This window comes from Actinoplanes sp. CA-051413 (assembly GCF_050955795.1).
GTDB lineage: Bacteria > Actinomycetota > Actinomycetes > Mycobacteriales > Micromonosporaceae > Actinoplanes.
Genome location: NZ_CP192100.1, coordinates 508,293 through 530,671 on the forward strand (window position 1 = coordinate 508,293; position 22,379 = coordinate 530,671).

Genomic DNA, 22,379 nt, shown 5'->3' on the forward strand with positions numbered 1-22,379 from the left:
TACGTTGCTGACGTGAAAATCCGGTACCTGCTGCACAACGCCTATGGTGGCGGCGGCACGATCCGCAGCGTCTTCAATCAGGCCAACGCGCTGTGCGAGACGCACGAGGTCGAGATCGCCAGCGTGTACCGCACGGGGGACAAGACTGTCTTCGCCCTGGACCCCCGGGTCCGGCTGGTGCCCCTGACCGAGTTGCGCGAGTCCGGCGACCGCCGCAGCGACCGGCCGGGGCAGAAGAGCCGCCTGCTCAACAAGGCCCGGCGCTTCAAGAACCCGCTGCCGCACCGGCACGACTCCCGCTACCGCCGCTGGGACCCGCAGGTCGACCTGACGATCGTCCGGTACTTCCGGTCCTCCCGGGACGGTGTGCTGATCACCACGCGTCCCGCGCACAATCTGCTGTCGGCCTGGTTCGGGCCGCGCCGGCTCATCCGGATCGCCCAGGACCACATGAACCTGGAGACCTACAAGCCGCGGCTGCGAGCGGCGATCCTGCGGGCGTATCCGCGGCTCGACGCCGTGGCGGTGCTGACCGAGCACGACCGCGACACTTACCGGGCGGCGCTGGGCGACAGCGCGGTGCGGGTGGTGCGGATCCCCAACGGCATCCCGCCGTGGCCGCTGCCGCCGGCCGCGTTGGAGAGCAAGGTGCTGGTCGCGGCCGGCCGGCTGGTCCGGCAGAAGGGTTTCGACCTGCTGATCCCGGCGTACGCCCCGGTCGCGGCCCGGCACCCGGACTGGCAGCTGCGGATCTTCGGCTACGGCGCCAAGCGGGACCAGCTCGCGGCGCAGATCGAGGAGCTGGGCCTGACCGGCCGGGTACGGCTCGAAGGGCCCAGCCGGCGCCTCGACGAGGAGCTCGCGGCCGCGTCGGGGTACGTGCTCAGTTCCCGTTTCGAGGGGCTGCCGATGGTGCTGCTGGAGGCGGCCACCGCGGGCGTGCCGGCTGTCGCCTTCGACTGCCCGACCGGTCCGCGCGAGATCATCGACCACGGCCGCAACGGGCTGCTGGTGCCGCCGGAGGACATCGACGGGCTGGCCGAGGGCATGATGCGGCTGATCGAGGATCCGGCCGGGCGCCGGGCCATGGGTGCTGCCGCCCGCGCGGACAGCAGCCGGTATTCGATGAGCACCGTGCGTGAGGTCTGGGAACGGCTCTTCGCCGAGCTGGCGGGGAGCCGCGGCGCGGTGGTGCCCGGCCCGGCCGCCCAGCAAATTGGACATGATCGCCAGCACCAGTAGCAAACCTGGGCAGATGGTATTCATGCCCTATATCCGGGGCCGGTCGTAATGGTCATTCTCCAGCAACCGAAAAGCGATCTTGAAATCGTTATTCACGTTTACCGACCGTGACTCAGGACAGAGGGTGTATTTCGCCGTCCGGTTCGGGTGCTGCGGGAACGCCGACCTGCGGTGCGATACCCGAAAGAGCCTCGCGGTGCTTTGCTTCTTTCAGAACGGTTGTCAAAAACCTGCCCCTGAGCAACTGCGCGAACACACACTGTGGATGAACTCGGCCGATGTTTCACCGGATCGGCGATCGGACTCAGCCGTTCAGGCGGAAAGGCCGTTCGACGGGGGCGGAGGGTATTCAGAACGTTATATGGTCAGCTCCGCCGCTGAGAGCCGGTGCCGGAGGTTCTTCGCCCACCGCCTCCGAGCCCCCCGAACAACGAGGACGGACACGTGTCGAACTCACGCCGCGGTTTGCTCGCCGCCGGCCTAGCCGTAGCCGTTGTCGGCACGATGGGTACGGTCTGGACCCTGAACGCCAGTGCTGAGGAGACGACCGAGGCCGAGGCTCCCGCGGCCGCCGTCGCACCGGCGACCACCGAGACCGCGCCGGAGACCGCCGGGACCGCGCCCGAAGCAGCGTCGGAAACCGCTGAGACAGCGCCCGCGACCACCGAGACAGCGCCGGAGGCCCCCGCGGCCGGCGAGGCCGTCCTCACGCCGCCGAAGCTGCTGCCCTGGGGCACCAAGCCCAAGCGGCTCAAGCAGGCCAAGGCCGGCGCCAGCAGCAAAGCCGTCGCGGCCGCCGGTGCGGACGCGGCCCCCGCGGACACGAGCGGTGCGGTGACACCGACGCGCGAGTATGCCCCCAAGGGTGGCCAAGGCGCGAACGGTGCCTTCCTGAAGTCGGCGCGCACCACCGTCGTGCCGCCCACCCCGCCGACCGTGGGCACGGTCAAGGCCGCGGCCGCCGCGGACCGCGTGGTCAACTTCCACTACGCGGTCGGCGCCCAGACCGGCGAGACCGACGGCACGTGGGCCAACCTGACCATCGAGAAGCCCAAGCTGGTCGAGGGCGACTACCACACGCTGGCCGAGCTGGCGGTGCGCTCCGCTGACAGCAAGCAGACCGTCGAGGTCGGCTGGACCGTGGACCGCTCGGTCAACGGCGACGACGACCCGCACCTCTTCGTCTTCTACTGGAAGGACGGAGTTGCCAGGTGCTACAACGCCTGCGAATGGACCCAGATCCACAAGACGGTCAAGCCCGGTGACACCCTGCCGGTCGGCACCTCGAAGCGTTTCGGCATCATGCACGACGGCAACGCCTGGTGGATCGCGTACAACTCCGAGTACATCGGCTACTTCCATGACAAGAACTGGGAGGGCCGGTTCACCCGGGCCGGCTTGGCCCAGTGGTTCGGTGAAGTGGCGTCGCCCAGCCTCACCCCCTGCACCCAGATGGGCAACGGCAAGCCGGCCAGCGACGGCGACGCGGCGCGGATCGGGAGCATCAGCATGACCAAGGGCCCGACGGTCGGGTTCGAACTGGACATGCGGCCCAAGTACAAGACAGAACCCGCGATCACACTGCCGCCCGTGCAGATCGAGAAGCCCGACGAGCCGTACTGGACCCCGTGGACGGGCGGCCTGCGCACTCCGACGACGTTCCGTTACGGCGGCCCGGACTACCCGCTGGTGAAGGACCCGAAGGACCCCGACGCCCCGCCCCAGCCGCTCGTGAAGTGCTGACACCGTAGCGCCGAGGCGCCCGGTCCTCCCCAGGTGGGAGAGCCGGGCGCTTTTGTCGGTGCTGATCGAACCGGCCAACCGGGCCCGGGGTACAACGGGGTGGCGGGCCGACGAGGGAGCAGCGGATGAGGCGACGGGTGAGTCCCGACGAGGAGCTGATGACCGCGCTCTACACCGAGCACTACGCGGTGCTGCTCAGCTTCATCTCGCGGTACGTGCGCGACCGGCACAAGGCGGAGGACCTGGTCCAGGAGACGCTGCTGCGGGCCTGGCGGCACATCGACCACCTCGACCCGGACCCCGGCCGGACCCGCTCCTACCTGCTCACCATCGCCCGCAACGTGGTCACCAACGCCTGGCGGGCCGAGCAGCGCCGCCCGCACCTGGTCGCCGACGACGCCGCGGTCGCGTCGGTGCCGTCGGCCGACAACGTCGACCAGCTCGTCGAGGGCTGGCTGGTCGCCGAGGCGCTGGAACGGCTCTCCGCCGACCACCGCGCGGTGGTCCAGGCCATGTACTACGAGGGGCAGACCGTGGCCGACGCCGCCCGGCACCTGTCGGTGCCCGAGGGCACGGTCAAGTCGCGCGCCTACTACGCGGTGCGGGCGCTGCGGCAGGCGTTCGAGGAGATGGGGGTGCTGCGATGAGCCCCGACCACCACGATCACGATGAGCTGAAGCGGTTGCTCGGCGGTTACCTGCTGGGCGGGCTCGACGACGCCGACACCGACCGGCTCGACGCGCACCTGGTGAGCTGCGACGAGTGCCGCGCCGAGCTGGAGCGGCTGGCGCCCGTACCGGAACTGCTCCGGTCCCTGGAGAACGCGCTGCCGGTCACGGTGCCGGCGGGCAGCCGGCCGAGCCCCGCGCGGATCGAGACCCTGCTGGCCCGGATGCGGGCCGAGCGGTCCCGCGAACGCCGGCGTGGCACCGGCCGGCGGCTGGCCGCCGTGGCCGCGGCCGTGCTGGTCGTCGCGGCCGGCGTCGGCGTGATCGCCACCCGGGACCAGGACCCGCCGGCCGGGCCGCCGATCGCCGCGCCGAGCCAGAGCCAGGGCCCGGGCCAGCCCGCGGTCACCGCTGTCTTCGAAGCGGAGGAGGGCAGTGGCCTCGCCGGTCAGGCGGTGCTGACCGGCAAGACCTGGGGGGTGTCGATCGACCTGACCGTCTCGAAGCTGCGCGGCCAGGGCCCGTTCGTGTGCCGGGTGAGCCGGGTCGACGGCACGGTCGAGCAGGCCGCGATCTGGGGTCCGACCCCCAGCGGCAACGCGAAGGTGACCGGGGCGAGCTCGATCCAGTTGCGCAACGTGAGCGCGGTGGCGGTGGCCGACCACGATGGACATGTGCTCGGCACGGCCCACCTGAACTGAGCCACCCGCACTGAGCGGCCCGCCGGATGAGGTTGAATCGGGTCATGAGCAATTCATCGAGCCTGACCGCCGAAGACCTCGAGTTCCTCGCCCGCCCGCTGCACGGCTTCCTGTCCGTGGCCGCGGGAAACGTGCCGCCGGAGCCCCGGCCGGTGTGGTTCGAGGCCACCGCGGACGGGACGGTCCAGTTCTTCACCGAGCCCGAGTCGCTGAAGGTGCGCCGCCTGCGCCGCGACCCGCGCGCCTCGATCGTCGTCGCCGCCCCGGTCGGGGAGCGCGAGCGCTGGGTGTCCGTCGCCGGCCGCACCACGGTGGAGTCCGACGGCGCCCACGAGCTGGCCTCCCGCCTCGCTGCCCGCTACTGGGACCTGGACGACCCGACCCGGGCCGCCGACCTCGCCGCGCTGCTGGCCGGCGACCAGCTGCGCGTCGTCATCCACCCGGAGACGGTCCGCCGCTACGCCTACTAGCTGCTAGCCGGCGGTGCCGTAGAGCTTGTCGCGCTGGGCCTGGGGGAGGGAGCAGGCCGCGGTGCCGCCGGGCAGCAGGTGGCGGTGGCCCGCGATCCAGCGGTACGCCGGCCACGCCAGCAGGCCGACCGGCTTCAACTGCAGCGCGCGCCCCGGGACCTCCCACAGGCGGCCCGCGTCGCGCAGCAGCAGGGCGATCGCGTCCGGGCCCGAGGCGATCGTGCCGTCGGGGCCGACCCACTGCACCGCCTCCTCGACCTGCTCGAGCGTCAGGCCCAGCCGGTCGAGGTCGGCGAACTGCCACGGCACCACCGTGGCGTGCGACGGGATGCGGCGTTCGATGAACTGCGCGCAGCTGGTGCAGAACGAGCAGTCGCCGTCGTACACGAAGGTGGGCTTCATGATCCCATTGTCTCAGGTCACCCGGCGCAGCCTGGCCAGGTAGGTCTGGGCGACCACCACCACCGCGAGGAACGCCCCGCTGATGAGCTGCTGGTAGCTGCTCGGCACGTTGCCGACCTGGTTGATCATGTTCTGGATCACGCCGAGCAGCAGCACACCCGCGATGGTCCCGGTGATGGTGCCCGCGCCGCCGGTCAGCAGGGTGCCGCCGATGACCACGGCGGCAATGGCGTCCAGCTCCAGGCCGATGCCCAGCACCGTGACGCCGGAGCCCAGCTTGGCCGCGTTGATCGCCCCGGCCAGGCCGGCGAGCAGGCCGGACATGACGTAGACCCAGACCTTGGTACGGCGTACCGCGATGCCCATCAGCGCGGCTGCGTCCTCGCTGCCGCCGACCGCATAGACCGCGTGGCCGAAGCGGGTGCGGGCCAGCAGGACCATGCCGAGCGCGAAGACCACCACGACCAGCCAGACCGGGTAGCCGATGCCGAGGAACGAGCCGGTGCCGAAGCTGCGGACAGCGTCGCTCTTGACCAGGTACGTCGTGGAGCCCTCGTCGCTGATCGCCCGCATCAGCCCGCGCGCGCCGAGCAGGGCCGCGAGCGTGACGATGAACGGCGCCATCCTGGTGTAGGCGATCAGGATCCCGTTCAGCACGCCGATCAGCCCGCACACGACCAGCGGGGCCAGGAACGCCGGCAGCAGACCCCACTGCGACGCGTACGCCGAGACGACCCCGCCCAGCACGTACAGCGAGCCGACCGACAGGTCGATGCCGCCGGTGATGATCACAAAGGTCATGCCGAGCGCGATCAGCGCGAGCGGGGCGGCCGCCACCAGCACGGTGGCGGCGTTGTCGAAGCTGCGGAAGTTCGGGAACGAGGCCGCGGCGACCAGCACGACCACGACGAGCACCGCCAGCGCGCCTTGGCGCTGGACCAGGCTGACGATGCGGTCGGTGCGTTCGGCCCGGCGCACGTCGGCGGCGACGGCGGCCGCGGGGGCCTCGGGGTCCGACACGATGGGAGTCACCGGGCCTTCCTCTCTCGGGCGGCGTACACGGCGATGAGGATGATGGCCGCCTGCACCATCTCGGTGCTGGACGACGGCAGGTTGTGCTTGATCATCGTGGCCACCACCAGCTGCATGAGCAGGGCGCCGGCCACGGTGCCGAGGACCCGGACCCGGCCGCCGGTCAGCGGGGTGCCGCCGACGACCACGGCGGTGATCGCGGAGAGCTCGATGAGCAGGCCGACCGCGGAGGCGTCACTGGACTGGATGCGGGCGACGGCGAGCAGGCCGGCGATCGAGGCGAGCACCGAGCAGATCACGTACACGGTGATCAGGACCCGCTTGACCGGCACGCCGGCCAGCTCGGTGGCCGGCCGGTTGCCGCCGATGGCCAGCAGCCGCCGGCCGAAGACCGTGCGCCGCACGATGAACGCGACGACCAGCACGAGCAGCGCGGCGATCCAGACCAGCATCGGCAGGCCGAGGAAGTCGCCCGAGCCGAGGAAGATCAGGTCGTCGTTGCGGATGTCCTTGAGCTGGCCGCCGGAGATGACCAGGGCGAGCCCCCGGCCGCCGACGAACAGGGCGAGGGTGGCCACGATCGGTTGCAGTCCGACCCGGGCGACCAGCGTGCCGTTGACCAGTCCCACCAGGACACCGGCGATCAGCGAGATGAGGATCGCCGCGACCACGCCGTAACCGAGGTAGAGCGGGATGAGCGCGGCGGCCAGCGCCATCACCGAGCCGACCGACAGGTCGATGCCCTCGGTGCCGATGACCAGCGCCATGCCGAGCGCCACGATCACCACGGGCGCCACCTGGATCAGCTGGATGCGCAGGTTGCTCCAGGCCAGGAAGTTCGGCGTGAACGCCACGTTGTAGAGCACCAGCAGCACGATCGCCGCGTAGACGCCGTACGCCGGCAGCCAGGCCCGGATCCGGGCGAGGTCGATTCCGGGCCGGGTGGCCACTGACTCACTCGTCATCGGAGGCCTCCACTACCGCCGCGGCGGCGATCGTCTCCAGCAGCGCCTCGGTGGTGACGTCCGCGTCGCGCAGCTCGCCGACGACCGCGCCGTCACGCAGCACCACCACCCGGTCGGCGCCCTCGATCAGCTCCTCCGCGTCGGAGGAGACCAGCACCACGCCGAGGCCCTCGCCGGCCAGCTCGTCGATGAGCGACTGCACCTCGGCCTTGGCGCCGACGTCGATGCCGCGGGTCGGCTCGTCCAGCAGCAGCACCCGCGGCCGGGTGGCCAGCAGCCGGGCGAGCAGCACCTTCTGCTGGTTGCCGCCGGACAGGTCGCCGACCCGCTGATCCGGGCTGGACGCCTTGATCTGCAACCGGTCCATGTAGGTGCGGACGACCTCGTCGATCTTGCGGTCCGAGACCAGTCCGAACGCGCTCAGCCGGGGCAGCACCGCGAGCGCGATGTTCTCCCGGACGGACAGCCCGGCCACGATGCCCTCGGCCTTGCGGTCCTCGGGCTGCGTCGCGATGCCGGCCCGTACCGCCCGTACGGTGGTCGGCCGTTTCAGCTCCTTGCCGCCGACCGTGACGCGGCCGCTGTCCACCGGATATGCCCCGCCGATCGCCTTGATCGTCTCGCTGCGCCCGGCGCCCAGCAGGCCGCCCAGCCCGACCACCTCGCCGGGCCGGACGGCGAAGCTGATGTCGTGCAGTTTGCGCCGGCTGGTCAGGCCGGCGACCTCCAGCACCGGGGCCGCGTCCGCCGCGGTGGCGTGCTCGCCGGCGAACCCGGTGAAGCCCTCGCGGCGGACGGCGGACATGTCCCGGCCCAGCATGAGCGAGACCAGCCGGATGCGTTCCAGCTCGGCGAGCTTGCCGGTGTGCACGACCCGGCCGTCGCGCAGGATCGTGACGGTGTCGCAGATCCGGTACAGCTCGTCGAGCCGGTGGCTGACGTAGACGATCCCGATGCCCTGGGCGTGCAGCTCCCGGATCACCCCGAACAGGGTCTCCACCTCGCGGGGTTCCAGCGACGAGGTGGGTTCGTCCATGATGACGACCTTGGCGTCGATCATCACGGCCCGGGCCAGGGCGACCATCTGCTGCGCGCCCAGGGCGAGGGTGCCGAGCTGGCGGCGGACGTCGGTGGTGACGCCGTACCGGCGCAGGATCTCGCCGGCCTCGCGGTACATCCGTCCCTCGTCCAGCAGCCCGAGCCGGGTGCGCGGCTCGCGGCCGAGGAAGAGGTTGTGGGCCACGCTCATCAACGGGATGAGGTTGACCTCCTGGTAGATCGTGGAGATCCCGGCCCGCTGGGCGTCCATCGGTGTACCGAACCGGGCCGGCTCGTCGCGGTAGCGCAGCTCGCCCCCGTCCGGTTGGTAGACGCCGGTCAGCACCTTGATCAAGGTGGACTTACCGGCGCCGTTCTCCCCGACCAGGGCGTGCACCTCGCCCGGCCGGAGAGTGAAGGAGACCCCGTCCAGGGCGCGTACGCCCGGGAACTCCTTGGCGACATCGACGACTTCCAGCAGTGCCATGGATCCACTCACTTTCGCGCTACCCCAGCGGGGCGGCGTTGTTCCAGGTGGCGTCGGCGGCGTAGCTGCCCGGGTTGTCCCAGGCGTTGCCGCCGCCGTTGGTGGCGATGTAGACGGCCTCCCCGTAGTGCCGCCAGTGGTAGCCGACGTAGTTGTACGACTCCAGCGACACGTTCCCGCTGCCACCGCCCAGGCCCGGCTGGGCACAGAAGGTGGCGTCCTGCGCGAACGTGGTCGTGTTGTCGTTCGTCGCCGTCTGCACCCGGTAGTTGGCGTGCCGCAGGTAGCGGCCCGGGAAGTTGACCGACTCGAACGTGTAGCAGGTGTTGTCGGCCAGCCCGGCGCGCACGGTGAAGGTGGCGTCCTGCCGGTCGGCGAGCGCACTGCTCGCACTGATCACGTCGGTACGCGCCAGCGAGTCCCGATGCCGCAGGTAGCGGTTGTCGTAGCCGGCGGTGGTGACCCGGAACGACCGGTTCTGCCCGACGGCCAGGTCCGCGCCGCTGCGCCACAGCGGGTTGCTCACGGTCCAGGTCGCGTCGTTGGTGAAGGAGCCACCGTTGTTCTGGTCCATCCACACCTCGGAGTTGCGGTGCCGCATGTAGTAACCGGCCAGGTTGGCCGACTCCAGCGACGTGCCACCGCCGGACAGGCCGGGCCGGGCGCAGAACGTGGCGTCGGCGTTGAACGTGCCGCCGTTGCTCGCCTCCCGGTAGACCCGGTATCCGCGGTGCCGCAGGTACTGGCCCGGGAAGTTGCGGGACTCGAACGAGTAGCAGGCGCTGTTCGAGAGCCCGGGGCGGACCCAGAACGTCGCGTCCTGCTTGTCCCCCGTGGAGCTGCCCGCGCCGATCACCGAGGTGACGGCGGCGCCGCCGGAGTGCCGCAGGTAGCGGTCGGTGAAGCCCGGGGTGGTGACCCGCAGCGACGCGAGCCGGCCGGTCGGCAGGGTGGTGCCGGTCGCCGCGCCGAGCACCCGCTGATGAACCGCCCGGACCGCGGCGAAGTTCATCTTCTGGATCTGCCGGTCGTAGGTGAAGAAGCCGTTGAGCTCCTCCTCCACGTCGGTCGGTTCGGTGTAGACGGACCCCGACAGGCCGTTGGTGGAGATCAGGTCGGCCAGCTTGCCGGTGATCTGCACGTACCGGTTGGTCAGGGCGTTGGTGTCGGGCAGCCACTCGTACGCGAACTTGCCCGCGGTCGGCCACTCGTGGTTTGGCACGCGCAGGCCGAGGCCGCCGTACTCGCCGTTGACCGCGATCCGGGTGGCTGTCGGGGGCCGGGTGATGCCCGGGCCGACGTACATGTGGTCGTCGATCACGTCCCCGTTGCCCGGGTCCGGGTCGGAGTCGCAGCAGTTGGAGCCGGAGTTGTGGTTCACCAGCCGGGTCGCGTCCCAGCTCTTGACCAGGTCGGCGATGCGGCCGGCGTCGTACTCGCCCCAGCCCTCGTTGAACGGCACCCACTGGACGATCGACGTGATGCCCTTGTGCTCGTCGATCATCTCCTTGAGTTCCTTCTCGTACCGGGTGCGCCCGGCCGTCGAGGGCTCCCGGCCGCTGGCCAGCGCCGGCATGTCCTGCCAGACCATCAGGCCGAGCCGGTCCGCGTGGTAGAACCAGCGGTCGTTCTCCACCTTGATGTGCTTGCGGACCATGTTGAAACCGAGCGACTTCTGCTGTTCCAGGTCGAAGCGCAGCGCGGCGTCGGTGGGTGCGGTGTAGAGCCCGTCCGGCCAGTAGCCCTGGTCCAGCGTGCCGAGCTGGAAGACGAACTTGCCGTTCAGGGTCGGGCGCAGGGTGCCGCCGAGCATGGCCTTGCCCAGTGAGCGCATGCCGAAGTAGCCGCCCACCACGTCACCGGACGCGAGGGTGACCCGCAGGTCGTACAGGAACGGATCGTCCGGGGTCCACAAGTGAGCGTTCGGGACCGGGATCCGCAGGGAGGCGCCGACCGTACCGGTGGCCGTGCTGACCACCGTGCCGCCGGTGAGTACCTGCGCGGTGACCGCCTGGCCGCTCGCGTTGGCGGCCTGCACCACCAGGTCGAGCGCGCCGGCGGAGACGTTCGGGGTGGTGTCGAGCCGGGTGATCCGGGCCGGGTTGGTCGGCTCGAGCCAGACGGTCTGCCAGATGCCCGACGACGGCGTGTACCAGATGCCGCCGCGGTTGGTGCGCTGCTTGCCGACCGGGATGTCCTGGCCGTCGGTCGGGTCGTAGACGCCGACGATGACCTCGTTGGCGCCGGCCCGCAGCGCGCTCGTGAGGTCGTAGGAGAACTTGTCGTAGCCGCCCTCGTGCGTGCCGAGCAGCGTGCCGTTCACCCAGACCTTGGACTGCCAGTCCACGGCGCCGAAGTTGAGGTTCACGTTCCGGCCGGACCAGCCGGCCGGAACGGTGAACGTTCTGCGGTAGTACATGTAGTTTTCATGGCGCATGATCCCCGAGAGAGCGCTCTCGATGGGGTACGGAACAAGCACCTCTTCGCCCAGCGTCGTGTTCACCGGTGGCGTGTTGATGTTGGACGCCCCGGCGAACTGCCAGATGCCGTTCAGGCTCTGCCAGTCGGGCCGGGTCAGCTGCGGGCGGGGGTATTCCGGCAGCGGGTTGGTGGTCGAGACCTGGTTGGTCCACGGGGTCGTCAGCGGGGGTGTCTTGGGGACGAAGGCCGCGGCCGGGGCGGTGGTGGCGATCAGCGCGCCGGCGGAGGCGGTCAGGGTGGCGGTGGTCATGGCGATGAGGCGTCGCCAGGTCCGGGGGTGGGGGACGGTCATGTGAGCACTCCTGGGGGAGAGGGTGACTCAGTAGGCGCTGGCGAGGTCCGTCTTGGCGTTGCTCTCGTCGTACTCGCGGTCGGAGATGATGATGTCCGCGGGGATCGGCTCACCGTTGAAGAACTTGGTGGCGGTCTCGAAGGCCAGCGGGCCGAAGCGCGGGTTGGACTCGATGACGGCGGAGAACCAGCCGTCGGCGATGCCCTGGACCGCGCCCTTGGTGCCGTCGATGGAGACGATCTTGACGTCGCCGGGCTTCTTGCCGGCGCCCTTGAGCGCGATCTCGGCGCCGAGGCCCATCTCGTCGTTCTCCGCGTAGATGCCGTTGATGTCCGACTTGGACTGCAGCAGCTGCTCGGCGACCTTCTGGCCCTCCTCGCGGGAGAACTGGCCGGTCTGCTCGAACACCAGCTTGATGTCGGGGGCGACCTTGGCGATCTGGTCCTTGAAGCCCTTGGTGCGCAGCGTGGTCACGTTGTTGCCGGGCGCGCCGAGCAGGATCGCCACCTGGCCCTTGTTGCCCAGCGCGGCGGCCATCTTGTCGGCGGCGCGCTTGCCCTGCTCCTCGAAGTTCGACCCGATGAACGTCAGGTAGTCCTTGCAGGGCGTGGCGTTGATCTTGCGGTCGATGGTGATGATCGGGATCTTCTTGGCCGAGGCCTTGGCGAAGACCGAGTCCCAGCCGTCGGAGTTCAGCGGGGCGATGACCAGCAGCTGCACCCCCGAGTCGATCATCTGCTCGACGTCGCTGATCTGCTTGTTGAACTGCGAGTTGGCGTTGGTGGTCTGCAGGTTGGTGCTGGGGATGCCGAGCTTGGCCGCCTCGTCCCGGATGGACTGGGTCTCGGCGATCCGGAACGGGTTGGCCTCCTTCTCCGACTGCGAGAAGCCGATCTTGGCGGTCTTCAGGTCCACCTTGGTGCCGCCGAACTGCTCCAGCGTGCAGGTCGGCACGCCGGCCGCGGCGGACTGCGCGACCTGGGCGCCGGCGGAGTTCGCGGCACCACCGGCGGCAGGCGTGTCGCCGTCCTCGGACTTCGCGCACGCGCCCGCGCCGGCGAGCACGACCAGGGCGGTGCTGAGGGAAAGAAGCGCGGGTCTCCAGTGTCCGGACATACCGGTCATGGGAACTCCTTCAAGGGTGGCATCGAGGATTTACTATCTGGAAACACATTCACGCACTATCAAACTTTTCCTGTCAAGGTCATGGCCACAAACCCCCAGAACCGAACGCAGCACACCGTCGAGATTGGCCCAGAAATCCGCTAAAGTGCAGCTCAGCCGCCTACTGCTACCTTGCGTAGCGCGCTATGGCGAATTTGTTACCGCTCACATTTGGACATTGGCGCTCGGCGATCGGCCGATACGCGGGATCCTCAGCGGACAGTGGCTGTGCGGGACGTGCCGCGGGCCGGTTCCACGCCGTATTCCAACAGCCGGGCCCGGGTGCGGCGCAGGTCCCAGCGCGCGCCCAGCACGGTGTAGAACTCAGCCGCCTCGCCACCGGTGGCAGCGGCCTCGTGCGGGCGGCGGTTCGCGGCCAGCAGCACCGCCGCGTCCTCCAGAGCGGCGGCCAGCTCCGGCACCCGCCCCACCGCCCGGTAGTGCTCGGCCGCGGCCAGCGCCGGCTCCGGATCCTCGGCCAGCAATGCGCGGCAACGGGCGGACGCCGCGAACGCACGCGCCGGGCGTACCTCCTTGGCCGCCTCGGCGGCGCAGATCGCCGCCGCCTGCTCGGCGAGGTCCCGGCGGCCCACACTCAGGGCCAGGCGCAGCGCGTCCGGCAACCACTGGTGGCGCAGCATCATCGGGGCGTACTCGGGGGTCAGCAGGGGCGCGAGCTCCCGCAGGGCATCGGCGGGCCGGTCCTGCTGCTCCGCGACCAGGGCCCGGGCCACCAGCAGGAAATCGCAGCTCTCCCGCTCGGCGTCGGTCACGGGCAGCGCGTTGGCGGCGTCCAGGTGCGCGGTGGCCAGACTCCGGTCCTCCCGGTGGCCGGCGATCAGCGCCGCGACGCCGTGCAGCAGCATCCCCACCGCGCCCGGCTCCCGCATGCCCAGGAAGGTGATCCCGGGCGCGTCGTCGGTGACCGCGCCGACCTCGGCCGTCGCGTCGTCCCACCGGCCCAGCCAGTAGTACTGCACCGCGGAGGCGACCTGGAGGGTGGCCGGCAGCCGGTGCCGGATGGCGAACAGAGCGGCTTCGCGCAGGGTCCGCTCCGCCTCGTCCAGGCGGTCCAGGTTCTGCAGCGTGAACATCCGGTTGTCCAGCAGGTCGAAGTACATGCCGGCGAACGTCGGATGGTCCCGCATGATCTCCAGTGCGCGGTCGACGTACTCCAGCGCGCGCTCGTGGTCGCGGCGGATCGAGTTGGTCAGCCACGTCGTCTGCAGCGCGAACGCGGCCTCGTACGGCTGTCCCGCCGCCACCGCCTCGTCGTGCACCTGCCGGGCTGTCCGGTCCGCCCGCTCCAGGTCGTCCAGCGGGCCGCGGCGGAAGTTGGCCAGCAGCACCCGGTGCCGGGTCCGCCAGATCTCCGGGGTGGCCGGGTCGTCGACCGCGCCGGTGAGCAGGTCGATCGCCTCGCCGGGGGCGCCCTGGCGGAACCGCATGGCCGCCAGCAACTGCCGCATCTCGGCCCGGTCGCCCGGGTCGGTCGCGGTCGCCAGCGCCTCGCGGGCCTCGGCGAGCGGATAGCTGCCCTCCCGGAACTCCAGCTTCACCAGGGCGACGAGCAGCGTCTCCCGCTGCTGGGCACCGGGCAGGCCGGTGGCGAGCACCTGCCTGATCAGCTCCCGCGCCGTCCGCGGCACCCGCTTGACCACCTCGGCGTGGTGCTCGGTGAGCCAGCCGACCACCCAGGCGTCGAGCACCGGTGTCTCCGCCGCCAGCTGCTCGGCGACCCTGGTCACCGGGCTGCCGCCGCGGGCCAGGACCTCGGCCGTCTGGCGGTGCAGCTGGGAGCGGGTGGCGTGCGGGATGCTCGCGTACAGCGCCTCGCGCAGGAACGGGTGCCGGAACGCCAGCTCGGTGCCCGCGTCCACCACGACCGTGGCGGCCAGCGCCTCCTCGAGGTTAGCCATCAGGCTGAACGGCGGCCGCCCGGTCACCGCGATGACGTCGTCGACGGCGAACTCGGTGCCCAGCAGGGCCGCCAGCCGCAGCACCTCCTGGGTGTCGTCGGTGAGGAAGTCCAGCGTGGACCGGACCACGGCGAGCAGCGATCCCGGCACCTCCACCGGCACCGACCCGTCGATGTCGGCCCGGCCGTCCACGACCCGTACGGCACCCCGGCGGACCAGCGCCGCCGCCGTCTCCCGGGCGAAGAGCGGGTTGCCCCCCGACTGGCCGGCCACCGCGCGCAGGTGCGGCCCGACCGGGGCGCCGACCACCGCGGCGACGAGCTCCTCGGTCGCCTCGGCGGGCAGCGGCCCCAAACTCAGCACATGCCCCTCGCGCAGCCGCACGCTGCGGCGCAACTGGGCCAGCTCGCGCCCGTTCGGCTCCGGCCGGGCCGCCGCGACCAGCAGCAGCGGCATGTGCCGGGTCGCCGCGACCAGCCGGTCCCAGAGCAGCACGCTGGCCTCGTCGGCCCACTGCATGTCGTCCACGACCAGCACGATCGGCGTGATCGCGCAGGCGGCCCGCAGGTAGGCGAGCACCCGTTCGGCTGCGATGGCCGGCCCGGCGTCGTCGTTCTCACCGCTGCCGGGCGCGTGCAGCTCGGTGGCGATGGTGGCGCGCCGGGGATCCTCCGACGTCGGCGCGAGACCCAGCGCGCGCGTGAGGACCTGCAGCGGCGTGTGCCGGTCGAGCTCGCCGGCCACACCCCAGAAGAGGCCGCAGCCGGCCTCGTCGGCGTCGGAGAGGGCGCGGGTCAGCACCTCGGTCTTGCCGATGCCCGGCTCACCCTCGAGCCACACCGCCGCGCCGGTGCCCTGCGCCGCTGCCCGGACCAGACCGCGCAGCAGCTCGACCTCGTCGCCGCGGCCGACCAGCGGCCGGTCGGTCAGCCCGTCGCGGATCGCCCGCGCGACCTGGATGGGCACCACCGCGGCCGGCAAGGCGGGTGGCTCGGTCGCGGCCATCGAGCCGTCCAGCACCCGGCGCTGCAGCTCGCGCAGGGCGGGGCCCGGCTCGACGCCCAGCTCGGCCACCAGGACCCGGCGAGCGGCCTGGAACGCCTCCAGTGCCTCGGCACCCCGGCCGGCCCGATACAGCGCCTGGATCAGCAACTCGTGCAGCGGCTCGTGCAGGGGATGGGCGCGGACCAGCCCGGCGAGCTCGGCGATCAGGCCGTCGTCGCCCAGCTCCATCGCGATGCGGGCCCGCCGCTCCACGGCCGCCAGGCGCTGCTCGGCCAGGCGGGTCCGTTCCAGCTCGATGCGGTCGCCGGAGATGCCCGCGTACGCGTCGCCGTGCCACAGCTCCAGGGCCTCGTCGAGCACGCACGCCGCGGCCCCCGGGTCGCCGCCCGCCTGCAACTCCTCGGCCCGGGTGCGGAGCTCGGTGAACCGGTCGCTGTCCAGGTGCCCGGCCGGGATCCGTAGCGAGTAGCCGGCCGGGCCGGAGGTCAGGACCTCGGCTGCCGGTGGGCGCTCCGGGCCACCGGCGAGCACCCGGCGCAGTCCGGAGATGTAGGTGTAGACACTGCCGGGCGCCGTGGCGGGCGCGGCGGCTCCCCACACCGCCTCGATGATCTCGTCCCGGCTGACCAGGCGGTTGGCGTCCGCGACCAGCACCGCGAACAGCGAACGCTGGCGGGCCGGGCCGAGGTTGAGCTCCTGGTCGCCGTACCAGGCGCGCAGCGGGCCCAGGACGGAGACGCGGAGCTGCTCGTACGCAGGATCCGGCATCTCTCCTCCGTTTCCGCCGCGGGAGCGTGCCTCACTCCGAGGAGACCACGGGCCGCTCAACGGATAACAGAAACTCTGTCACCCAGCAGGGCCGTCCGGCTGAGATGCGGCGCGGTCGGCTCGCCCGGCAGGTGCGGCCGGAGCCGGTCGATGAGCGAGCGGAACCGGTGCAGCCAAGGGTCCGGCAGCCGGCGCGCACTCAGCACGGCCCGGGCCACGTCGGCCGCCGCGACGTGCTCACCCTGCCGGTCGTGGCTGCACGCCATGATCCACTGCATCTCGGCCTCGAGCCGTACATCCGTGGTGCGGGCGGCGACCCAGCCGGCCTCGGCGACCGCGTTCTCGCGCTGGCGGTCGAGCAGGCGGGCCAGCCAGGCGGTCAGGTCGAGCCGGGTCTCCTCATCCAGGGCGTACTCCGTGCGTACGCGTTTGAGCATGCTGATCGCGACCTGCGGGGCCCGCGCCGAGAGCTGCTCGATGTGCTCGGCCAGCCACCGGCTCGCACTGCTGTCCAGCGGCACCGGGCCGGCCAGCAGCTGGCCGACGACCCGCTCCGGGGCCCCGCCGACCTGGGCGATCTTCTCGGCGAAGGACCGGTGCAGCATGATCCGCAACGCCGCCGGGGTGCTCTCGTGCAGCACCCGGGCCACGATCCGGTGCCGGAAGACCAGGGTCTCGGGGTCATCGGTGAGCACCCCTGCGGCCCGGGCGGGCCGCAGCACCCGCTGCAGCTCCGCGGGCGGGTGGTCGGTGACGGCGGCGGCCTCGGCCACGGTGCAGTGGTCACCCAGGAACGCGGCCGCCCGCAGCAGGTGCCGGGTCTCCTCGCCGAGCGTGGCCAGGTGCGCGTCCACCGCGGCCACCAGCTCGGCCGGCGGCGCGCCCCGGTAGGCGGCGTCGTCGCGCCGGGTCGCGGCCAGATGGCGCAGGTAGTACGGGTTGCCGCCGGCGTCGCTCAGCAGCCGGCGCAGCGTCCGCGGGTCGAACGGCTCGGGCGCGACCGCGCGGACCAGCGCGGTGGCCTCGTCGGCGGTCAGCGGCTCGAGGGTGAGGATCTCGTCGGCGGGCACCTCGTCCAGCCCCGCCGCACCGGGCCGGGCCGAGGCGACGAGCAGCAGCGGCAGCTCCCCGGTGAGCTCGTGCAGGGCCGCCCAGACCCGCAACGTCGTGGTGTCCGCCCGCTGCAGATCGTCGGCGACCAGGATCAGCGGGGCCTCGGCGGCCGCCTGCCGGACCAGGGCCACCGCCCGCTCCACGGTCTGCGGCCGCGGCCCGTCGAGCGCGTCGGCGGCGACCGTGAACAGCTGCCGCACCAGGTCGCGGGTGACGTCGCCGGACATCGCGGACTCGACGCACTCGAGCAGCACCCCGAGCGGCATCCGCTGGGCCAGCTCGTCGCCGATGCCCCAGCCGACGCGGCAGCCGGTCGGCAGCCCGGTGCGCAGGGCCGCGCCGAGCAGCGCCGACTTACCCATGCCGGGGGTGCCCTCGATCCGGATGCTGCGGCCCCGGCCGGCGGCCACGGCGGTCCCGGCCCGGCGCAGCAGGCGGATCTCGGCGTCCCGGCCGACCAGTGTCGCCGCCTCGGCGGGCGCGGCCGGCGGGCCGGCGCTGCGGGCCGGCGCGGACAACTCGTTGGTGCCGGTGAGGATGCGCAGCCGCATGGCCCGCAACGCGGCGCTGGGCTCGGTGCCGGTCTCCTCCAGCAGCACCCGGCTCAGATGGTCGTGCACCTGCAACGCCTCGGCCCGGCGACCACCGGCGTGCAGGGCGGTCATCAGCATCCCGTGCAGGGCCTCCTGCAACGGGTACGCCTGCACGAGCAACCGCAGCGCAGCGATGGCTTCCTCGTGCCGTCCCAGATCCAGCAGCAGGGCGGCGTGGCGTTCGGCGCTGGCCAGCCGCAACTCGGTCAGGCGCAGGCGCTGGGCGGCGGCGTACGGGCCGGGCACGCCGGACAACGCCTCGCCCTGCCACAGCCGCATGGCCGCCTCCAGGGCCGCCAGCTCGGCGAACCGGTCACCGGCAGCCCGGTGGCGCCGGCTCTCTTCGCGCAGCGCCTCGAAGCGGAACACGTCCACGTCCTGCTTGCGGACGTGCAGGCAGTACGTGCCGCCGCCGGAGGTGAGCAACTGCCCGGCGGCCCAGCGGTCGCGTCCCGGCTCGAGCACCTGGCGCAGCGTCGAGACGTACGTGTAGACGTTGCCGACCGCGCTCGCGGGGGGCTCCTCACCCCACAGCGCGGTGATGAGCTGCTGGCGGGAGACCGCGTGACCGGCGTGCAGAGCCAGCACGGCCAGCACCGCGGCACGGCGCGCCGAGCCCAGCGGGAGCTCCGTCTCGTCCCGCCACGCGCGTACGGGTCCCAGCAGGCGAAGGTCCAGACCTTCGTGCTCTGCCGTCATGGCTGCCCAACCTCGTCGTCGTGGGATCGCTGCCAACAGGTGGTCAGTTGAACATGCAAGCTTTCGTTCACCGCAAACCGATGTCCCTCATCGGGGTTCTGATACCGCTGCTGTGCCACCATTCCTAGCGAATGCGCGCAAGAGTGCAGATCCGCCGCGCGCAGGGGCAGCATATCTCCGCAAGTGATATTCGCGACTTGCCTTCTTTGCGTGACGAAAGCATTACGCATTCCGGCTGCCCCGCGTCCAGTTGTTGACGGTCCGTAATCGGTGACGGGCGGCTGGGCAATGTTACTGGTGGGTCAGGGCACTTCCAGGTGCGTGAGGTTCCGCCGGGAGCGCGCTGCTGATGGACTCGCTGGCGATGTGCGGGCCGGCGGCATCGTCCGCGAGCCGGCCGGCAACCCGGGCGAGGAGGCCAGATGAGCGGGACCCCACCTCCCCTGCCGTTCGCCGGGGAGTTGTTTCTGCACCTCGCCGCCGAGGGCCGGCTGGTCCTGGACGCGGTCCGCGCGGACGCGGCCATCGCCGGTCTGGAATGCACCCTGGCCCAGATCCGCGCGCGTCTGCGGGTCATCCGGATCTGGCAGCAACTGCCCGCGCAGCGCGTGGACGAACTGCCCGAGGAACTGGTGCAGGATGTGGTCGACGCGGTATTCGCCGACCAATTGGCGCCCGGTCAATTAGAGCGTGCGGCAATCGAGTTGCCCATCTACATCGAGGCGCTGCGGCGGGCGAGCGCCCCGCGCGATTAACCCGGCCGGACCGCGAGCCTGGTTGAGAGATCGGCAATGAGCTGCGTCGATCTCACCACCTTCACGGCGGATCGGCGGCGATGAAGGTCGCGTGAAGATTTTCTGAAGACCCCTTCCGGAGACTGGCCCCCGGCCGTACCGATCAACCGGAGGTAGCAGTGGACCAGGTTCGGGTCGCCCTGCAGGCGATGGACCCGCTCAGCCACGCGGGGCTCGCCAGTTTTCTTCAGTCCCGGCCGGAGCTCACCCTGCTTCGCGCCGCCGAACGGGCCGACGCCACGGTGCTGGTCGTGTCGACCGACCGGCTCAGCACCGACGTGATCGCCATGCTGCGGCGCTCGGCGGCCGAGACCGGGGTGCCGGTCGTGCTGATCACCAACGAGATCAACGAGACCGAACTGCTCACCGCGGTCGAGTGCCGGGTGGTGGCGGTGCTGCCCCGGGCGGCGGTCACGGCCGAACGTCTCGCCCACAGCGTGCTGGCGGCGGCCTCCGGCGGTGGCGTGATGCCCCCCAACCTGGTCGGCGAGCTGCTCAAGCACATCGAGCGCCTGCAACGCGACGTGCTGACCCCGCACGGCCTGAACGCCTCGGGTCTGACCCCGCGTGAGATCGACGTGCTGCGCCTGATGGCCGACGGCTTCGACACCAGTGAGATCGCCGGCGAGCTGTGCTACTCGGAGCGCACGGTGAAGAACGTGATCTACGGGTTGACGCACCGGCTGAAGCTGCGCAACCGGTCGCACGCCGTCGCGTACGCCTTGCGCAGCGGAATGATCTGATCGTTTTCCCGGCCGGGCCAGCGGGGTACTGCACCGGCATGGCCAAGAAGACCTGGAAGCCCGTGGACGAGCACGGCACTCTGTCCGCGGCGGACCGCAAGGAACTCCCCGACAGCGCCTACGCCTTCCCGGACAAGCGCAAGGAGCCGCTGACCGACGCCGACCACGTGCGCAACGCGATGGCTCGTTTCAACCAGACCAAGGACGTCACGGACGCCGAGCGCGATCAGGCCTTCGAGAACATCAAGGCCGCCGCCGCGCACTACGACATCGAGATGACCGAGAAGAGCTGGCGCGAGTTCGGCCGCTGAACGCCCCGCTGTTAGGGGTTCTCACCTTGGACCGCGGTTGTAACGTGACCGCATGGCCGCGGGCGGGATCAGGGACCGGTTCCGGGCGCAGATGCGCCTGGAGGTCAAGGAGGCGGCCCTGCGCCAGCTCGCGGAGGGCGGCCCGGGCGCGCTGTCCATCAACGCGATCGCCAAGGAGCTCGGCGTCTCCGGCCCGGCGCTGTACAGATACTTCACCGGCCGGGAAGCGCTGCTCACCGAGCTGATCCTGGACGCGTACGCGGATCTGACCGCGGCGCTCGCCGCCGCCGGGCACCGGCTGCCGGAGCTAGCGGCGGCCTACCGGAGCTGGGCGCTGGCCCACCCGCACCGCTACCGGCTGCTGTTCGGGGCGCCGCTGCCCGGCTACGACGCGCACGACGAGCGGCTGGCCGACGCGGCCCAGCGAACGATGGACGTGCTGCTCGCCGGGGCCGGACCGGGCCCCGCGCCGGAGCCGCAGCTCGCCGACGACCTGCTCGGCTGGGCGCGCAGACGCGGCGCGCACGACATCGACCCCACGGTGGCGCTGCGCGCGGTCACCGCCTGGAGCCGGCTGCACGGCTTCGTGAGCCTGGAGATCGAGGACAACTTCCGGGCGCTGGGGCTCGACCCCGACCACGTCTTCGCGGCCGAGGTCGAAGCCCTCAGAAGTGCGCGATGATCCGCTGCGCCGGCCCGTCGACGGTGAGCCGCCCGCCGTACGGCAGCACCCACTGCGGGTTGGTGTGCCCGAAGTCCACCCCGAGGACCACCATCGCCGCGGGGTTGTAGGCCTCGACCGCGCGCAGCACAGCCGCCTGCTGGGCCTCGCGATACCGGATCCGTTCGGCCATCGGCCGCGGGTTGTTGAACACGGTGCCCTTGGCCGTCGCCACGACGATCGCCGGGAACTGCTCCAGCAGGCCGCGCTCACCGAAGTTGCGCAGCATCCGGAACACCTCGATGTCCGGCGGCATCTCCTCGGAGGTCTCGAGCAGCAGCACACACCCGGCGTAGTCCCCGACCGGCCGTACCCAGCGGTCGGCGGCCAGCGTCCAGTGCAGAATCTCCAGGTTGCCGCCCCAGGTCGGCGCGCTCACCGCCCGGTCGGCCCGGTGCCACACCCGGCCCGGGCTCGGGTACGGGACCGGCGCCTCGGTCAACGTGGCGGGCTGGTCCCAGGACACTTCCTCGTCGGTGAACAGCTCGACCGGGCTGATCTCCAGGTCCCCGCCGGTGAACAGGGCCGCCCGTACCGAATCCACGGTGGCCTGCTGCACCCCGCCGCCGCGGCCGAGCTGGATCATGGTGGACATCCCGTGACAGCCGGCCACGCCGTGGAACCAGAGCCAGTTCAGCAGGTTGGTGTTGTCGGAGAAGCCGAAGAACGGCTTGGGGTCGGCCCGGAACGGCGCCGGGTCGAGGTGCCGCAGCACGGTGATCTGGTCGTCGCCGCCGATCGTGGCGAAGACCGCCCGGATCCGCGGATCGGCGTAGGCCGCCATCAGGTCCGCGGCCCGCTCCTCGGCCGGCGCGGCGCGGCGGGTCGTCGGGTATTCGACCGGCTCCACGCCGAAAACCTCGCGCAGGCGCCGCAGTGCCTGCTCGTGCACGGCGGGGAAGTCGGCCGGCGCGGCGTGCGTGGGCGAGACGACGGCGACCCGGTCGCCGGGCGAGAGCTTGGGCGGAACGCTGAATTCAGGACGCATACGACCATTCAAGTACGGCAGGCAAGCGAGTTCGGTTCCG

The 22,379-nt window shown here is 71.5% G+C and carries 18 protein-coding genes; 9 read left to right on the plus strand and 9 right to left on the minus strand.

Features of this window, described 5'->3' with window-relative positions; genetic code table 11:
* Positions 1-12: 12 nt before the first annotated feature.
* The 5 genes from ACQP2Y_RS02450 to ACQP2Y_RS02470 all read left to right on the plus strand — a co-directional run bounded on the left by ACQP2Y_RS02450 (position 13) and on the right by ACQP2Y_RS02470 (position 4,824).
* Positions 13-1,242 (plus strand): glycosyltransferase family 4 protein, encoded by a 1,230-nt coding sequence (locus ACQP2Y_RS02450; RefSeq protein WP_433724155.1) that lies wholly within the window; start codon positions 13-15, stop codon positions 1,240-1,242.
* A gap of 444 nt (positions 1,243-1,686) precedes the next feature.
* Entirely contained in the window at positions 1,687-2,985 is a 1,299-nt protein-coding gene (locus tag ACQP2Y_RS02455; protein WP_433724157.1) for a neprosin family prolyl endopeptidase, read from the plus strand.
* A 125-nt stretch (positions 2,986-3,110) separates the two neighbouring features.
* On the plus strand, positions 3,111-3,632 hold the full coding sequence (locus ACQP2Y_RS02460; protein WP_433724159.1) for a sigma-70 family RNA polymerase sigma factor: 522 nt from the start codon (positions 3,111-3,113) through the stop codon (positions 3,630-3,632).
* On the plus strand, positions 3,629-4,354 hold the full coding sequence (locus ACQP2Y_RS02465) for a zf-HC2 domain-containing protein (RefSeq protein ID WP_433724161.1): 726 nt from the start codon (positions 3,629-3,631) through the stop codon (positions 4,352-4,354). Before ACQP2Y_RS02460 ends, ACQP2Y_RS02465 begins: the two co-directional genes overlap by 4 nt.
* A 44-nt stretch (positions 4,355-4,398) precedes the next feature.
* Positions 4,399-4,824, plus strand: coding sequence for a pyridoxamine 5'-phosphate oxidase family protein (locus ACQP2Y_RS02470; RefSeq protein ID WP_433724163.1), 426 nt, complete (start codon positions 4,399-4,401; stop codon positions 4,822-4,824).
* 3 nt (positions 4,825-4,827) lie between these two features.
* On the opposite strand, the gene ACQP2Y_RS02475 is transcribed toward ACQP2Y_RS02470, so the two are convergent.
* From ACQP2Y_RS02475 to ACQP2Y_RS02510, 8 genes are all read right to left on the minus strand, one after another.
* Positions 4,828-5,226, minus strand: coding sequence for a thiol-disulfide oxidoreductase DCC family protein (locus ACQP2Y_RS02475; protein WP_433724164.1), 399 nt, complete (start codon positions 5,224-5,226; stop codon positions 4,828-4,830).
* A gap of 12 nt (positions 5,227-5,238) precedes the next feature.
* Positions 5,239-6,258 (minus strand): ABC transporter permease, encoded by a 1,020-nt coding sequence (locus ACQP2Y_RS02480; protein ID WP_433724165.1) that lies wholly within the window; start codon positions 6,256-6,258, stop codon positions 5,239-5,241.
* Complete coding sequence (locus ACQP2Y_RS02485; RefSeq protein ID WP_360551158.1) at positions 6,255-7,223, minus strand: ABC transporter permease; 969 nt, start codon at positions 7,221-7,223, stop codon at positions 6,255-6,257. Before ACQP2Y_RS02485 ends, ACQP2Y_RS02480 begins: the two co-directional genes overlap by 4 nt.
* Complete coding sequence (locus ACQP2Y_RS02490) at positions 7,213-8,748, minus strand: sugar ABC transporter ATP-binding protein (RefSeq protein WP_433724167.1); 1,536 nt, start codon at positions 8,746-8,748, stop codon at positions 7,213-7,215. Before ACQP2Y_RS02490 ends, ACQP2Y_RS02485 begins: the two co-directional genes overlap by 11 nt.
* A 19-nt stretch (positions 8,749-8,767) precedes the next feature.
* The gene (locus ACQP2Y_RS02495) at positions 8,768-11,521 is read right to left on the minus strand and encodes an AbfB domain-containing protein (RefSeq protein ID WP_433724169.1); all 2,754 of its coding nucleotides are present in this window, start codon (positions 11,519-11,521) and stop codon (positions 8,768-8,770) included.
* A 27-nt stretch (positions 11,522-11,548) separates the two neighbouring features.
* Positions 11,549-12,646 carry an ABC transporter substrate-binding protein gene (locus tag ACQP2Y_RS02500; protein ID WP_433724171.1) on the minus strand — a complete coding sequence of 366 codons (1,098 nt, stop codon included), beginning with the start codon at positions 12,644-12,646 and terminating at the stop codon, positions 11,549-11,551.
* Between the two features lie 251 nt (positions 12,647-12,897).
* A complete protein-coding gene (locus ACQP2Y_RS02505; RefSeq protein WP_433724173.1) occupies positions 12,898-16,377 on the minus strand; it encodes a BTAD domain-containing putative transcriptional regulator in 3,480 nt (1,159 codons plus the stop codon).
* Positions 16,378-16,433: 56 nt separating this feature from the next.
* Entirely contained in the window at positions 16,434-18,782 is a 2,349-nt protein-coding gene (locus ACQP2Y_RS02510; protein WP_433724175.1) for a BTAD domain-containing putative transcriptional regulator, read from the minus strand.
* Between the two features lie 422 nt (positions 18,783-19,204).
* Here ACQP2Y_RS02510 and ACQP2Y_RS02515 point away from each other — a divergent pair, with 422 nt between their 5' ends.
* The 4 genes from ACQP2Y_RS02515 to ACQP2Y_RS02530 all read left to right on the plus strand — a co-directional run bounded on the left by ACQP2Y_RS02515 (position 19,205) and on the right by ACQP2Y_RS02530 (position 21,312).
* Positions 19,205-19,537 carry a hypothetical protein gene (locus tag ACQP2Y_RS02515; RefSeq protein ID WP_360551170.1) on the plus strand — a complete coding sequence of 111 codons (333 nt, stop codon included), beginning with the start codon at positions 19,205-19,207 and terminating at the stop codon, positions 19,535-19,537.
* A gap of 158 nt (positions 19,538-19,695) precedes the next feature.
* Positions 19,696-20,319 (plus strand): response regulator transcription factor, encoded by a 624-nt coding sequence (locus ACQP2Y_RS02520; protein ID WP_433724177.1) that lies wholly within the window; start codon positions 19,696-19,698, stop codon positions 20,317-20,319.
* 38 nt (positions 20,320-20,357) lie between these two features.
* On the plus strand, positions 20,358-20,630 hold the full coding sequence (locus ACQP2Y_RS02525) for a DUF6582 domain-containing protein (protein ID WP_360551174.1): 273 nt from the start codon (positions 20,358-20,360) through the stop codon (positions 20,628-20,630).
* Positions 20,631-20,682: 52 nt separating this feature from the next.
* Positions 20,683-21,312 carry a TetR/AcrR family transcriptional regulator gene (locus ACQP2Y_RS02530; protein ID WP_433724179.1) on the plus strand — a complete coding sequence of 210 codons (630 nt, stop codon included), beginning with the start codon at positions 20,683-20,685 and terminating at the stop codon, positions 21,310-21,312.
* Here the strand turns inward: ACQP2Y_RS02530 and ACQP2Y_RS02535 are convergent.
* Positions 21,296-22,339 (minus strand): S66 peptidase family protein, encoded by a 1,044-nt coding sequence (locus ACQP2Y_RS02535; RefSeq protein WP_433724181.1) that lies wholly within the window; start codon positions 22,337-22,339, stop codon positions 21,296-21,298. The two genes, ACQP2Y_RS02530 and ACQP2Y_RS02535, sit on opposite strands and share 17 nt — an antisense overlap.
* Positions 22,340-22,379: the final 40 nt, after the last annotated feature.

Excerpts from the sequence above, each read along its gene's own strand:
- ACQP2Y_RS02535 (WP_433724181.1), bottom strand. The coding sequence starts at position 22,339 with ATGCGTCCTGAATTCAGCGTTCCGCCCAAGCTCTCGCCCGGCGACCGG.
- ACQP2Y_RS02470 (WP_433724163.1), top strand. The coding sequence starts at position 4,399 with ATGAGCAATTCATCGAGCCTGACCGCCGAAGACCTCGAGTTCCTCGCC.
- ACQP2Y_RS02530 (WP_433724179.1), top strand. The coding sequence starts at position 20,683 with ATGGCCGCGGGCGGGATCAGGGACCGGTTCCGGGCGCAGATGCGCCTG.
- ACQP2Y_RS02505 (WP_433724173.1), bottom strand. The coding sequence starts at position 16,377 with ATGCCGGATCCTGCGTACGAGCAGCTCCGCGTCTCCGTCCTGGGCCCG.
- ACQP2Y_RS02495 (WP_433724169.1), bottom strand. The coding sequence starts at position 11,521 with ATGACCGTCCCCCACCCCCGGACCTGGCGACGCCTCATCGCCATGACC.
- ACQP2Y_RS02510 (WP_433724175.1), bottom strand. The coding sequence starts at position 18,782 with ATGACGGCAGAGCACGAAGGTCTGGACCTTCGCCTGCTGGGACCCGTA.
- ACQP2Y_RS02460 (WP_433724159.1), top strand. The coding sequence starts at position 3,111 with ATGAGGCGACGGGTGAGTCCCGACGAGGAGCTGATGACCGCGCTCTAC.
- ACQP2Y_RS02490 (WP_433724167.1), bottom strand. The coding sequence starts at position 8,748 with ATGGCACTGCTGGAAGTCGTCGATGTCGCCAAGGAGTTCCCGGGCGTA.
- ACQP2Y_RS02500 (WP_433724171.1), bottom strand. The coding sequence starts at position 12,646 with ATGACCGGTATGTCCGGACACTGGAGACCCGCGCTTCTTTCCCTCAGC.
- ACQP2Y_RS02525 (WP_360551174.1), top strand. The coding sequence starts at position 20,358 with ATGGCCAAGAAGACCTGGAAGCCCGTGGACGAGCACGGCACTCTGTCC.
- ACQP2Y_RS02515 (WP_360551170.1), top strand. The coding sequence starts at position 19,205 with ATGAGCGGGACCCCACCTCCCCTGCCGTTCGCCGGGGAGTTGTTTCTG.
- ACQP2Y_RS02475 (WP_433724164.1), bottom strand. The coding sequence starts at position 5,226 with ATGAAGCCCACCTTCGTGTACGACGGCGACTGCTCGTTCTGCACCAGC.
- ACQP2Y_RS02465 (WP_433724161.1), top strand. The coding sequence starts at position 3,629 with ATGAGCCCCGACCACCACGATCACGATGAGCTGAAGCGGTTGCTCGGC.
- ACQP2Y_RS02485 (WP_360551158.1), bottom strand. The coding sequence starts at position 7,223 with ATGACGAGTGAGTCAGTGGCCACCCGGCCCGGAATCGACCTCGCCCGG.